Consider the following 13601-nt stretch of genomic DNA (forward strand, 5'->3'; position numbering starts at 1 on the left):
CCGCCCACCGAGACCGGAGGATAGCGATGGCTCACGCGCCGCTCCCGCTCGCTCCCCCACGCCGCTTCGGCGAGACGTCGCGCCGCGACGCCTGGTGGGTGCAGTCCGCGGTGACGTTCGCGATCCTCGGCGCGTTCGTCGTGTACGCGACGTGGGCCGCGTTCCAGGGCGCGTACTACGAGTCGGGCCCGTACCTGTCGCCGTTCTACTCGCCGCTGCTGTTCGGCGACTCGACGCACGCGTGGTTCGGGCCGCAGCCGGCGTGGTGGCCGCACGCGCTGCCGTTCTCCGCGGCGCTGCTCATCCTGTGGGCCCCGGGCGGCTTCCGCTTCACCTGCTACTACTACCGCGGCGCCTACTACAAGGCGTTCTGGGCCGATCCCGTGTCGTGCGCCGTCGGCGAGCCGGGGTTCCGTACCACGGGACGCTATCGCGGCGAGCGCTACTTCCCGCTCATCGTGCAGAACGTCCACCGGTACTTCCTGTACATCGCGTTAGGCTTCCTCGTCGTCCTCGCGTACGACGTCGTGAAGGCGACGCGCTTCCCCGACGGCTTCGGCATCGGCGTCGGCACGCTCGTGCTCGCGGCGAACGTCGTGCTGCTCGGCTGCTACACGCTGGGCTGCCACTCGCTGCGCCACGTCGTCGGCGGCTACCTCGACCGGCTGCACGGCCGCCCCGCGCGCAAGGCGGCGTACGACTGCGTGAGCTGCCTCAATCGCGTGCACATGCGGTTCGCGTGGGCGAGCCTCGTCTCGGTCGCGTTCGCGGATCTCTACGTGCGACTGTGCGCGATGGGGATCTGGCACGACGCGCGAATCTTCTGATCTCCTCCACGCTCCACCCTCCACGCTCCACGCTCGGCGTCCCCGCGAGACGGAGTGAGCGTGGAGCGCGGAGCGTGGAGCGTGGAGACACCTCGAGTTCTAGATTATGCCCGAGTTCGAGACGCACGACTGCGATGTGCTGGTGATCGGTGCCGGTGGCGCGGGACTGCGCGCCGCGATCGAGGCCGAAGCCGCGGGGTGCCGGGTGACGCTCGTGTGCAAGTCGCTGCTCGGTAAGGCGCACACCGTGATGGCCGAGGGCGGTGCCGCGGCGGCGATGGCGAACGTCGACGAGCGCGACTCGTGGCGCGTGCACTTCGCCGACACCATGCGCGGCGGGCAGTACGTCAACAACTGGCGCATGGCCGAGCTGCACGCGCAGGAAGCGCCGGCGCGCATCCGCGAGCTCGAGGCGTGGGGCGCCGTGTTCGACCGCACCGACGACGGGCGCATCCTGCAGCGCAACTTCGGCGGCCACCGCTACCCGCGGCTCGCGCACGTCGGCGACCGCACGGGGCTCGAGATCATCCGCACGCTGCAGGACCGCGTCGTCCACCGGAAGGGGATCGAGGTGCACATGGAGTGCACCGTGCTGCGCCTGCTGAAGGACGGCGACCGCGCGGCCGGCGCGTTCGGCTACGACCGCGAGCGCGGGCGGTTCAGGGTGTGGCGCGCGCGCGCCGTGGTGCTCGCGACCGGCGGCATCGGCAAGGCGTTCAAGATCACGAGCAACTCCTGGGAGTACACCGGCGACGGGCACGCGCTCGCGTACGAGGCGGGCGCGGAGCTGATGGACATGGAGTTCGTGCAGTTCCACCCCACGGGGATGATCTGGCCGCCGAGCGTGCGCGGGATCCTCGTCACCGAGGGCGTGCGCGGCGAGGGCGGCGTGCTCACGAACCGCGACGGGCGGCGGTTCATGTTCGACGACGTTCCGGAGAACTACCGCGCGCAGACCGCCGACACGCCGGAAGAGGGCTGGCGCTACACGCAAGGTGACAAGAGCGCCCGCCGCCCGCCCGAGCTGCTCACCCGCGACCACGTCGCGCGCTGCATCATGCGCGAGGTGAAGGAGGGTCGCGGCTCCCCGCACGGCGGCGTGTTCCTCGACATCGCGTGGATCAAGGAGAAGCTGCCTAACGCCTCGGAGCACATCAAGAAGAAGCTCCCGAGCATGTACCACCAGTTCAAGCAGCTCGCCGACATCGACATCACGACGACGCCGATGGAGGTCGGCCCCACGACGCACTACGTCATGGGCGGCGTGCGCGTCGACGGCGACTCGCAGATGTCGACCGTGCCCGGGCTGTTCGCCGCCGGCGAGGTGGCGGCCGGACTCCACGGCGCGAACCGGCTCGGCGGCAACTCGCTCTCCGACCTGCTCGTGTTCGGTCGCCGCGCGGGCGAGCACGCGGCGTGCTTCGCCCGGGAGAACGCCGTGCCGTCGCTCGACGCCGGCGCCGTGGATGCCGCGGCGCGCGACGCGGTGGCGCCGTTCGAGCGCGCGGGGGGCGAGGCGGCGTACGCGGTGCAGCACGCGCTGCAGGAGATGATGCAGGACCTCGTCGGCATCGTACGGCGCGAGGAGGAGATGACGCGCGCGCTCGACGGCATCACGGCGCTCCGCGAGCGCGCGCGGCTCGTCTCCGTCGTCGGGAATCGCGAGTACAACCCGGGGTGGCACACCGCGCTCGACCTCGCGAACCTGCTCGTCGTCTCCGAGGCCGTCGCGCGCGCGGCGATCGAGCGGAAGGAGAGCCGCGGCGGACACTTCCGCGACGACTACCCGGCGAAGGATCCGCAGGGCGCGACGTTCAACATCGTGCTCCGGCGCGGCGGCGACGGCGCGATGCAGCTCGAGCGGCGCCCCATCCCGCCGATGCGCGACGACCTGAAGGCGATCATCCAGGAGCTGGGATGACGACCGCGGCACCCCCCACGATCGGGGTCGTCCCGAGCGCGGCGATGGACGCGCGGCCGGACGCGGGGACCTCCGCCGCGCCCCTCGGCGCCGGGGGGCGCATCGCGCCGATCGACGTGCTGCGCGGCGTGGCGCTGCTCGGCATCCTGTTGATGAACGTCCAGTCGTACGGCCTGCCGTCCGCCGCGTACCTGAACCCCACGGCGTACGGCGGCCTCGCGGGCGCCGACTGGTGGCTGTGGGCCGTCGGGCGCGTGCTCGTCGACCAGAAGATGTACGGGCTGTTCGCGATGCTGTTCGGCGCCGGCGTCGTGCTGATGACCGAGCGCGTCGAGTCGCGCGGGCGGCGGCCGGCGGCGCTGCACGTCCGGCGCATGGCGTGGCTCCTCGTCTTCGGCATGCTGCACGCCTGGCTGCTCTGGTCCGGCGACATCCTCTACACGTACGCGCTGTGCGGCATGGCCGCCTACGCGTTCCGCCGCAAGGCGCCGCGGACGCTGTTCGTGGTCGGCGGCGTGTTCCTCGTCGTGGGAGCGCTGATCTGGCTCGGCGCGGGCTTCTCCATGCGGTTCTGGCCACCGGCGACCGTCGCCGGCTTCGAGCAGGACATGTGGCGCCCGACCGCGGCCCAGCTCGCGCGCGAGATCGCGACGTACCGCGACGGCGGCTGGCTCGCGCAGACGTCGTCCCGCGTCGACGACGCGATCGCGATGGAGACGTACATCTTCTTCTTCTTCGTGGCGTGGAAGACGCTCGGCCTCATGCTCGTCGGCATGGGGCTGTTGAAGGCGCACGTGCTCGACGCGTCGCGCCCGCGCGCGTTCTACCTGCGGATGCTCGCCGTGGGCGCGGCGGTCGGCGTCGCGCTGAACGCGTGGGGGATTCGCGAGGACGCGCGCCACGGGTGGAGCGTGCGCTACTCGTTCTTCTTCGGCGACCAGTGGAACTACTGGGGGGCCGCGTGCACGTCGTTCGCGTGGCTCGCGCTCGTCATGCTGCTCTGCCGCTCGTCGCTCGCCGCGCGTACCGGCCCGCTGGCGGCCGTGGGACGGACGGCGTTCACGAACTACATCCTGCAGACGGTGCTCTGCACGACGCTGTTCTACGGGTACGGCTTCGGCCTGTTCGCGAAGCTCGATCGCGTGCAGCTGCTCGGCGTCGTGGCCGCGGTATGGGCGGTGCAGCTCGCGCTCGCGTCCTGGTGGCTCGCGCGCTTCCGCTTCGGCCCGCTCGAGTGGCTCTGGCGATCGCTCACCTACTGGCGCCGGCAGCCGATGCGGAGAGTGGCTGCGTAGCTGCGTGGCTGCGTGACACGAACTGCCCACGCAGCCACGCAGCTACGCAGCCACGCAGCCACGCAGCCGGTTTCTCATCCATCAACCTGGTCGCTCATGTCCGCCTCCGTCCCGAGCCTTCGCGACACCGCCGCCTACGACGCGCGCACCGGCCTTCCGCGGCCGGAGACGCGCACCGCGGAGTCGCGCGCGATGCGCACGTTCCGCGTGTGGCGCGGCGCCGCGGGGCAGGGCGCGCTCGTGGACTACGCGACCACGGTGAGCGAGGGGATGGTCGTGCTCGACGCGATCCACCAGATCCAGGCCGAGCAGGCGAACGACCTCGCGGTGCGCTGGAACTGCAAGGCGGGGAAGTGCGGCTCGTGCTCGGCGGAGATCGACGGCAAGCCGCGGCTCATGTGCATGACGCGGCTCAGCGACCTCCCCGGCAACGCGCCGATCACGGTGGAGCCGATGCGGTCGTTCCCGCCGGTCCGTGACCTCGTGACCGACGTGTCGTGGAACTTCCGGCAGAAGCAGGCCGTGGCCGAGTTCACGCCGCGCGCGCGCCCGACGCGCCCGACGGCACGTGGCGCATGGGGCAGGCCGACGTCGACCGCGTGCAGGAGTTCCGGAAGTGCATCGAGTGCTTCCTCTGCCAGGACGTCTGCCACGTGCTGCGCGACCACCGGCTGCACGAGGAGTTCGTCGGGCCACGCTTCCTCGTGCACGCCGCCGCGCTCGAGATGCACCCGCTCGACGTGGCCGACCGCGTGCCGGCGCTGCGGCACGAGCACGGCATCGGCTACTGCAACATCACGAAGTGCTGCACGACGGTGTGCCCCGAGGGGATCCGCATCACCGACAACGCGATCATCCCTTTGAAGGAGCGCGTGGTCGACGAGTTCTTCGATCCGTTGGGCAAGCTCGTCAAGCTGTTCAGCCGCCGCCAACTGCAAGGGAGGGCGCCATGAGGTTCGACCCGAAGCCGATCTCCGCCGAGAGCGTCGCCGCCGCGCTCGACAAGGCGCACCGGTATCGCCTGCTGAACGAGCCGTCCGCCGCCGAGAGCATCTGCCTCGACGTGCTCGCGGTGGACGCCGACAACCAGCAGGCGCTGGAGACGATGCTGCTCGCGATCACCGATCAGTTCGAGCACGAGAACAACGCCGGCATGCGCCGCGCGCGCGACCTCGTGCCGCGCCTCGACGACGAGTACCGCCGCCAGTACTACGCGGGGATCATCTGCGAGCGTGCGGCACTCGCGCAGCTCCATCGTCTCGCGCGCACCACCGCGCACGGCGCCGCGCAGTCCGCGTACGCGTCGTTCCGCGAGGCCATGGAGCACTTCGAGCGCGCCGAAGCACTGCGCCCCGCCGGCAACGACGAGGCGATCCTCCGCTGGAACACCTGCGCGCGCATCCTCGACCGCAACCCGATCCTCGCGCCGGCGCCGCGGGAGGAATACGTCCCGTCCTTCGATTGAAGCCCCGAGGGAAGAGGCGAGGGCAGGAGGGCAGGAGGGCAGGAGGGCAGGAGAGCGTCGGACTCTCCTGCCCTCCTGCCCTCCTGCCCTCCTGCCCTCTCAGGTATACCGCGCGATCGCCATCATCGCCGCCGCGAGCAGCAGCAGGCCGGCGACCGTGTGCATCGCCTTGCCGAGCCGCGTCTGCAGCGCGGCCATCTGCGCGGCCTGGGCGGCGGTCGGCGGGGCGCCGCCCGACTGGATCTGGGCGCCGAGCGCCGCGATGCGCACCGCCGTGCGGCGGTTCACCGTGCTGCCGATGATCCCGCCGAGCAGCGCGAGCGCGCCGCCGAGGAGGAACGTGTGCGACGAGCTCGCGCGGAACCACGCGCCGCCGCTCAGCGCACTGTTGTGCCAGATCATGCCGAGCCCCGAGAGCAGCGTGAAGAGGCCCGCCGCGTTGAGCCAGACCGACAGCTTCTTCACGTTCATCAGGTAGCCCATCACCTGCCCCCCCGCCGGCGCCGTCGCGCGGATCGCAGGGAAGAGCAGGAACGCGAGCATCGCCATCGCGCCGGCCCAGAACACGCCGGCGAGGATGTGCAGGAGGCGCAGCACGAGCATCAACGGGTCCATGGCAGGGAGCCTCGGGGGAGGGAGCGGTGCGGATGGCCGACAGTATAGCCCGCCCGAACCCCAGGCAACTCGGTCGAATGACCTATGCGGGGCGGTGAAACCCTGCGCGGGAGCGGCCTGTCGCAGTAGTGCCACCGCCTCACCCGCCTCGTCCGATGCCCGTGTCCCGCCTCGCCATCGCGCTCGTGGTCGTGCCGTCGCTCGTCGGCGCGCAGGCCACGTCGTCCGTGCATCCCACGCCGCCGCCGGTCGCCGCCGCCGCGCACCGCACGAGCCCCATCGCGCTCGACGGGCGCCTCGACGAGGCCGCGTGGCGCGCCGCGACGCCGATCACCGGGCTGCGGCAGTACCAGCCCGCCGAGGGCGAGCCGGCGGCGCTCGCCACCGAGGTGCGCGTGCTGTACGACGACGACGCGCTGTACGTCGGCGCGCGCATGAGCGATCCGTTAGGCGCCGCCGGCGTGCGCGCGCCGCTCGCCCGCCGCGACCAGCTGCTCGACGGCAGCGGCGACAACGGGTCGTTCAACTCGCTCACGACCGACAAGCTCGCGATCGTCCTCGACCCGTACCACAACCACATCGACGAGGTGTGGTTCGAGGTGAACCCGGCGGGCGTGCGCGGCGAGTCGTACAGCGGCGACGGGTCGTGGGATCCCGTGTGGGAGGCCGCGGCGCGCATCGACTCCGCGGGGTGGACCGCGGAGCTGCGCATCCCGTACTCGCAGCTCCGCTTCGCGCGCGGGTCGGCGCCGCAGACGTGGGGGCTGCAGGTGTGGCGCTACGTCGACCGGCTCAACGAGCGCGACATGTGGGCGTACCGTCCGCGCGATGCGACCGGCGGCGCCGCGTTCTACGGTCACCTCACCGGGCTCGCGATCCCCGAGCGGCCGCGCGGCGTGGAGCTCATGCCGTACGTCGTGTCGCGCGGCCAGTTCCGCTACGCGGCGCCGGGCAACCCGTACCACGGCGGCAGCGCCCTCGGCGCGCGCGTCGGCGGCGACGTGAAGTACCTCGTGACGTCGAACCTCACGCTCGACGCGACGCTGAACCCCGACTTCGGCCAGGTGGAGGTCGACCCGGCGACGTTGAACCTGTCCGCGTTCGAGACGTTCTACGACGAGAAGCGGCCGTTCTTCGTCGCCGGACGCGGCGCGTTCTCGTTCAGCGGGATGAGCTGCTACTTCTGCAGCAACACGTCGAGCCTCAGCGTGTTCTACTCGCGGCGCATCGGGCGGCCGCCGCAGCTCAACGGGTGGGTCGACGACCGCGCCGCGTTCGACGACACGCCCGGGGACGCGACGATCCTCGGCGCGGCGAAGCTCACCGGGCGCACGAGCTCCGGCTACACCGTGGGCGTGCTCGACGCCGTGACGAGCCGCGAGACGGCGCGCTACATGCCCCTGCCTAACGGGCCGGAGCGGCGGCAGCTCGTCGAGCCGCTCGCGAACTACTTCGTGGGGCGCGTGAAGAAGGATCTGCGGCGCGGCGCGACGACGATCGGCGTGATCGCCACGTCGACGGCGCGCCGGCTCGAGGGCGACACCGTCGTCGTCGACCGGCTGCACACGCACGCCGAGGCGGTGGGGCTCGACTGGAACCACACCTGGCACCAGCGCGCCTACGGGTGGCGCGGCGGCGTCGTGGTGTCGAACGTCGCCGGGTCCGCGGCGTCGATCGCGCGCGTCGAGCGGTCGAGCGCGCACTACTTCCAGCGCCCCGGGCGCGAGGTCACGGGCGACGGGCTGTTCGACGCGTCGTACGACACGCTCGCCACCGCGCTGCGCGGCTACGGGCTCTACACGCGGCTCGCGAAGCAGAGTGGGCGCTGGCTCTGGGAGACGGCGCAGAACTGGCGCAGCCCCGGGTTCGAGGTGAACGACCTCGCGTTCCTCGGCCGCGCGGACTACCGGTGGATGAACGCGAACCTCGGGCAGCAGTACACGCGTCCGACGCGCTGGTACCGCAACATCTTCTGGACGATCGGCGGGCAGCAGGAGCTCGACTACGACGGGAACCGCACCGACCTGCAGGCGCAGGCGTACTACGGCATGGAGCTCCCGAACTACTGGAACCTGCGCACGTTCGTCATCCACCACCCGACCGTGTTCGACGACCGCCTCACGCGCGGTGGGCCGACGGTGAAGCGCGCCGGCTACGACTTCCTGCACCTGCAGCTCTCCACCGACGCGCGGCGCCGCGCCGTGTTCGATCTCAGCGTCGAGCCGTCGCGCGGCATCGATGTGACGTCGCACGGCCTGACGGTGCAGCCGGGGATGGCGCTGAAGCCGGCGGCGAACGTGTTCGTGCAGGTGCAGCCGACGTACAACGCGGGCGACGATCCGGCACAGTACGTCACCGCGGTGACCGATCCGACGGCGACCGCGTTCGGCGGCACGCGCTACGTGTTCGCCGGCATCCACACGCGCACGCTGTCGCTCGACACGCGCGTGAACTGGACGTTCCGCCCCGACGTCACGCTGCAGCTGTTCGCGCAGCCGTTCTTCGCGAGCGGCGACTACCGCGCGTTCCGCGAGTTCGCCGCGCCGCGCACGGTGCGCACGCTCGACTACGGGCGCGACGTCGGCACGGTCTCGCGCGACGGGGCGACGCGTGTATACACCGTAGACCCCGACGGGACGGGCCCGGCCCGCGCCTTCGACATCGCCGACCCGAACTTCACCCAGCGCTCGCTGCGCGGCACGGCAGTGCTGCGGTGGGAGTATCGCCCCGGCTCCGCGGCCTACCTGGTGTGGACCCAGCAGCGCTTCGGCGCCACGGCCGACGGCACGCTCGACCTGCCGCACGAGTCGAGCGCGCTGTTCCGCGACCGGCCGGAGAACGTGTTTCTCGTGAAGGTCACGTACTGGGTGGGCCGATGAAACGGTTCTGGTGAGGCGGTTCTGGTGAGGCGGTTCTGGTGAGGCGGTTCTGATACGGCGGGAGGGGCGGGTGAGGCGGGGCGGGTGCGGCGGGGCTGTAAAGGCGGTTCCGGAACGGCGACCAGTCGCTCTTCCAGCAGCGCCGTATCGGCTTCGCCGTATCAGCCCCTCCCGCCTCACCAGAACCGCACGATCAGAACCGCACGATCAGAACCGCCTCACCAGAACCGCCTCATCGATCAGTGCTCCGGCGCCTTCACCGTCACGTAGCGGATCGATGCGCCGGGCGCGACCTGCACCTGGTGCGGCATCCCGGCGGGAATCACGAGAAGATCCCCCACGGCGACGCGCTGCGCGTTCGCGCCGACGAGCTGGCCGCCGCGCGTCTCGCCCGGCGTCTCCTCGTGCCCGCCCTGGTACTGGCCGCCTAACAGCACCGTCGCCGAGCCGGCCTGCACGAGCATCACGTCGGTCCACCGCGCGTGCATCTCGGGGCCCGCGGTCGCGTCGCGCGTCACGAGCACGTACTGGTAGCTCCCGCGGTCGCCGAGGACCTTCGCGACGGACTTCGCGGTGCGGAGCGAGTCGGCCGTGCGCGCGAGCGCGCCGGCGGAGTAGTACTCGGCGCGCGCCTGCGCGGCGGCGGGCGAGGCGAGGAGCAGGGCGGGGGCGGCGGCGAGCAGGTGGCGCATGGCAGACGGTGCGGAAGGCGGCCGGTGTCCGAGTCGTAACATAGCGATGCACGCGTGCCGAATCGTCGATGGTCGCCTAACGGCCGGCCACCGGGCCCACTCGGCATCGGCGGCGTCGCGTGACGACCACGCCGACGGCGAGCATTCCCGTGCCGACCAGCAGCCCCGGCGCGGGCTCCGGCGCGGTCGCCGTGGGCAACCCCTGATAGCGGGCACCCGACCCCGTCGTGTAGGTCACCGACGACGTGATGTCGTTCCCTGCGGCGTCGAAGAATGTCAGCCCGGTGATCAGCCCCGTGTGCGACGCGTCGGTGATCGTCGTGCCCGAGAAGGGAGCGAGCGTCGGGTATGACGGGTTCGCGATCGTCGCGAACGCGCTGATCTGATACGACAGGGTGAGCAGGCCCGTGCTCGGGATCTCGCAGCTCACGCTCCGGCCCTGCGAGAAGGAGCCGGCGGCGTACGAGGCGAGGTAATCGTTCGTGCAGAAGTACGCGCCCCCGACCGTCAGCTCGGAGGTGAACGCGTTCGGGCCGAGCCCCATGTACGAGCTGCCCTGCGTCCACGTCTCCTGCAGGGAGACGACCACGGTGCTCGGCCGCACGCCGGTGAAGACCAGTGGGTCGTCGAGTCGCCCGAGCGCGCTCATGGTGAGGTACTGGATCGACGGCAGCGCGCTGGTGGCATCGACCTCGGCGAACACGTGCAGCGCGCCGAAGCTCGCGTCCCAGTTCCCCACGCCGTTCGCACCGGGCCCGGTGCAGATCGTCTGTCCGATCGGGGCGACGACGGTCGCGATGGGGTTGCTGCAGTTCGGCGCGAAGTCGAACCCGTTGCCACCGGCCGCGCCCGAGAGGACCTGGCCCCTCGCGGTGCACGGGACGACCAGCGCAAGCGTGACGATCGTGGAACCGACGATGCTGTGGCGCATGTCTCACCCCCAGGGAACTCGGTGGCGTGCGTGCAGACCGGCCCATGATGACGCAGCGGCAAACCCTGCGCGTTCCTCGACCGTTCGTCAATCGTTCGTCGGCGCGCGCAGCATCGCCTCGACGAGGTCCGCGGCGCGGGCGAGCGTCTCACGCTCCTCCGGCGTCAGCGCGTCGACCTGCGCGGCGAGCGTCGCGACGCGGCGTGCGCGGCCGGCCGCGAGCAGGCGCTGGCCCTTCGCGGTCGCGCGCACGCGCACCACGCGCCCATCGGTGGGATCGGGGTCGCGCGCCACGAGTCCCTGCGCCTCCAGCGCCGCGACGAGCCGCGTCATCGTCGGCGGCCGCACCTGCTCGGCGGCGGCGAGCTCGCCGAGCGTGCGCGGGCCGCCGAACACGACGACGGAGAGCGCCGAGAGGCGCGGCGCGGTGAGCCCCGTGCGCACGTCCTCGCGGCGCAGCGACCGCAGGAGGTGGATCGCCGCCGAGTGCAGCCGGTCGGCGACCGCGACGGCGGTGTCGTCGGCCGGCGGGAGAACGGGGTGGGATCTTGCGCGTCGCGTCGCCACGGTGCATCATCCTCGCGAGTTACTTAGCAAAGCTAACTATCTGCGCGGGAGGGGCAATGACCTCGTCGGCAGCGGTGACGGCGCCGGTGGCGCCGGAGCGCATCGGTCAGATCTCGGTGCTCGTGCAGGACGTGGAGCGCGCCACGGCGTTCTACCGCGACGTGCTCGGCCTGCGCTTCCTATTCTCGGCGCCGCCGGGACTCGCGTTCTTCGACTGCGGCGGCGTGCGGCTCATGCTGAGCCGCCCCGAGGGGGAGAGCGGCGGGACGTCGGTGCTGTACTACCTCGTGCCCGACATCCGCGCCGCGTACGATACCCTCGCCGCCCGCGGCGTCACGTTCGTCGACGAGCCGCACCTCATCGCGCGCATGCCCGACCACGACCTGTGGATGGTGTTCCTGCGCGACAGCGAGGGGAACACGGTCGGGCTCATGAGCGAGGTGCGGCCGCCAGCGCCGCGTTAGGCCGCGCCGCTCAGCGCATCATCGAGTCCCGCTTCGCCTTGAACTCCGTGCCCGGCTTCCACGTCGGCATCGCGTCCTGCTGCGCCACGAGGTAGCCGACGCGGAACAGCGCGCGCAGGTCGTCCACCGCGCCGGCGAAGTCCCAGCCGGGCTTCACGTCGTCCGACGGCTTGTGGTAGTCGGTCTCGTCGAACGTCTGCCGCCGCTTGAGCCCCGTGCCGGCCGGCTGCCCCACCGCGTCGACGCCGATCTCCGTGTAGAGCGCGGGGACGCCCTGCTTCGCGAACTCGAAGTGGTCGGAGCGGTAGTAGAACCCCTTCTGCGGCTCGGCGTCCGGCGTGATCGTGCGCCCGTCGGCCGTGAGCACGCGGCGCAGCACGTCGTCGAGCGTCGAGTTCCCGAGCCCGATGACGATCATGTCGCGCGTCCGTCCCCACGGGTTCAGCTCGTCCATGTTGATGTCCGCCGCCGTCTTCGCGAGCGGGTAGAGCGGATGCGTCGCGTAGTACTTCGCGCCGAGCAGCCCCTTCTCCTCGCCGGTGACGGAGACGAACAGGATCGAGCGCCGCGGCGCCGGCTGCAGCCCCTTGAACGCCTTCGCCAGCTCCAGCAGCCCCGCAGTTCCCGTCGCGTTGTCGAGCGCGCCGTTGAAGATCTGATCGCCCTGCGCCGTCGTGTCGCGGCCGAGGTGATCCCAGTGCGCGGTGTAGATCACGTACTCGTCCTTCCTGTCCGTCCCCTCGAGCTTCGCGACGACGTTCTTCGAGCGCACCCTGCGTACGGCGATCTTCACGTCGAACGTCGCCTTCGCGTTCAGCGCCACGGGGCGGAAGTCCTTGCGCGTCGCGGCGGCCTTCAGCGAGTCGAGATTCTGCCCCGCGGCGGCGAACAGCTCGCGCGCCTTGTCGACGGTGATCCACCCCTCGGCGCCGACGCGCTTCTCCGCGTCGGGCGACGGCACGTCGAACTGCTCGGCCGCGTAGCTGCCCTTCACGACCTCGTACGGGTAGCCGGCGGGGCCCGTCTCGTGGACGATGAGCACCGCGGCGGCGCCCTTCTGCGTCGCGATCTCGTACTTGTACGTCCAGCGGCCGTAGTACGTCATCGCCTTGCCGTGGAACATCGTCGAGTCGAGCCGCTCCATGTCGCCTAACGGCGCACCCGGCGCCGGCACCGCGGGATCGTTCACGAGCATGACGATCGTCTTGCCGCGCACGTCGACGTCCTTGTAATCGTCCCACCCGTACTCCGGCGCGACGACGCCGTAGCCGACGAACACCACGTCCGACGCGTCGATCCTCGTCTCCGGACGGTCGTGCCGCGAGTTCAGCACGTAGTCGTCGGGGAAGCGCAGCGCCATCGTCTTGCCGGCGACCGCGATCGACGCCGTGGGCCGCGACGTGTAGCCGACGAGGTCGACGTTCTGCACGTACGTGCCGTCCGGGTTGCCGGGCGCGAGCCCCAGCGACTGGAACTGCCGCGTGAGATACGCGACCGTCTTGTCCTCGCCGGGCGTGCCCGGACCGCGCCCCTCCATGGAGTCGGCGGCGAGATCCTTCACGTGGGCGAGCAGACCCTGGGCGGTGATCGCCTGCGCGGCCGATGCGACGTTAGGCGCGGTCGCGGCCGAGTCGGACGCCGCGCCGGCGGCGGATGGGGAGTCGGACGTCTTCGAGCACGCACCGACGAGCAGCGCGGCGAGGAGCACGGCGTGGTGACGGGGCACGAGATCGAGGGCTGGGGCCGGATGAGGGGACTGCTGCTGCAGTCTGCCCTGCTGCTCACGTCGCCGCCAGCGGCCAAGACGCGCCGGGCGGGGCTCCACGTACGTATTTTCGTTGGACTGAAGAGAGACTGAAGGAGGACTGAAGAAGGACCAACAATTCAGGAGTTCCTTCTTCAGTCCTCCTTCAGTCCTTGCAGTCCTCCTCCCAAGAGGACTCGT

General features: G+C 71.2%; 11 protein-coding genes and 1 pseudogene. 7 read left to right on the forward strand and 5 right to left on the reverse strand.

The annotated features are described in order from the left end of the window. The first annotated feature begins 26 nt into the window (after window positions 1-26). The 5 genes and pseudogenes from J421_RS25005 to J421_RS25025 all read left to right on the forward strand — a co-directional run bounded on the left by J421_RS25005 (window position 27) and on the right by J421_RS25025 (window position 5508). Window positions 27-827: a succinate dehydrogenase gene (locus J421_RS25005; protein ID WP_025413852.1), complete on the forward strand. Its 801-nt coding sequence runs from the start codon at window positions 27-29 to the stop codon at window positions 825-827. A 106-nt stretch (window positions 828-933) separates the two neighbouring features. Next, on the forward strand, window positions 934-2748 hold the full coding sequence (locus J421_RS25010) for a fumarate reductase/succinate dehydrogenase flavoprotein subunit (RefSeq protein ID WP_025413853.1): 1815 nt from the start codon (window positions 934-936) through the stop codon (window positions 2746-2748). After that, window positions 2745-4043 (forward strand): DUF418 domain-containing protein, encoded by a 1299-nt coding sequence (locus J421_RS25015; RefSeq protein WP_025413854.1) that lies wholly within the window; start codon window positions 2745-2747, stop codon window positions 4041-4043. Before J421_RS25010 ends, J421_RS25015 begins: the two co-directional genes overlap by 4 nt. Before the next feature lie 192 nt (window positions 4044-4235). Beyond that, window positions 4236-4996, forward strand: a pseudogene (locus J421_RS25020) (succinate dehydrogenase/fumarate reductase iron-sulfur subunit). Next, window positions 4993-5508 (forward strand): hypothetical protein, encoded by a 516-nt coding sequence (locus J421_RS25025; protein ID WP_025413855.1) that lies wholly within the window; start codon window positions 4993-4995, stop codon window positions 5506-5508. Before J421_RS25020 ends, J421_RS25025 begins: the two are co-directional and overlap by 4 nt. Before the next feature lie 99 nt (window positions 5509-5607). On the opposite strand, the gene J421_RS25030 is transcribed toward J421_RS25025, so the two are convergent. After that, on the reverse strand, window positions 5608-6123 hold the full coding sequence (locus J421_RS25030; RefSeq protein ID WP_025413856.1) for a hypothetical protein: 516 nt from the start codon (window positions 6121-6123) through the stop codon (window positions 5608-5610). 155 nt (window positions 6124-6278) lie between these two features. On the opposite strand from J421_RS25030, the gene J421_RS25035 reads away from it, so the two are divergent. Next, window positions 6279-9002, forward strand: a complete 2724-nt coding sequence (locus J421_RS25035) for a DUF5916 domain-containing protein (RefSeq protein WP_025413857.1) — start codon at window positions 6279-6281, stop codon at window positions 9000-9002. 239 nt (window positions 9003-9241) lie between these two features. Here J421_RS25035 and J421_RS25040 read toward each other — a convergent pair whose 3' ends face one another. The 3 genes from J421_RS25040 to J421_RS25050 all read right to left on the reverse strand — a co-directional run bounded on the left by J421_RS25040 (window position 9242) and on the right by J421_RS25050 (window position 11192). Further along, the gene (locus J421_RS25040; protein WP_025413858.1) at window positions 9242-9694 is read right to left on the reverse strand and encodes a cupin domain-containing protein; all 453 of its coding nucleotides are present in this window, start codon (window positions 9692-9694) and stop codon (window positions 9242-9244) included. Between the two features lie 76 nt (window positions 9695-9770). Further along, entirely contained in the window at window positions 9771-10625 is an 855-nt protein-coding gene (locus J421_RS25045) for a PEP-CTERM sorting domain-containing protein (protein ID WP_025413859.1), read from the reverse strand. A gap of 87 nt (window positions 10626-10712) precedes the next feature. Then, window positions 10713-11192: a MarR family winged helix-turn-helix transcriptional regulator gene (locus J421_RS25050; protein WP_025413860.1), complete on the reverse strand. Its 480-nt coding sequence runs from the start codon at window positions 11190-11192 to the stop codon at window positions 10713-10715. A 56-nt stretch (window positions 11193-11248) separates the two neighbouring features. Between J421_RS25050 and J421_RS25055 the strand changes: the two genes are divergently transcribed. Further along, window positions 11249-11656, forward strand: coding sequence for a VOC family protein (locus J421_RS25055; RefSeq protein ID WP_104023274.1), 408 nt, complete (start codon window positions 11249-11251; stop codon window positions 11654-11656). A gap of 10 nt (window positions 11657-11666) precedes the next feature. On the opposite strand, the gene J421_RS25060 is transcribed toward J421_RS25055, so the two are convergent. Next, on the reverse strand, window positions 11667-13382 hold the full coding sequence (locus J421_RS25060; RefSeq protein ID WP_025413862.1) for a M28 family metallopeptidase: 1716 nt from the start codon (window positions 13380-13382) through the stop codon (window positions 11667-11669). Window positions 13383-13601: the final 219 nt, after the last annotated feature.

This window comes from Gemmatirosa kalamazoonensis, from assembly GCF_000522985.1.
Lineage (GTDB): Bacteria > Gemmatimonadota > Gemmatimonadetes > Gemmatimonadales > Gemmatimonadaceae > Gemmatirosa > Gemmatirosa kalamazoonensis.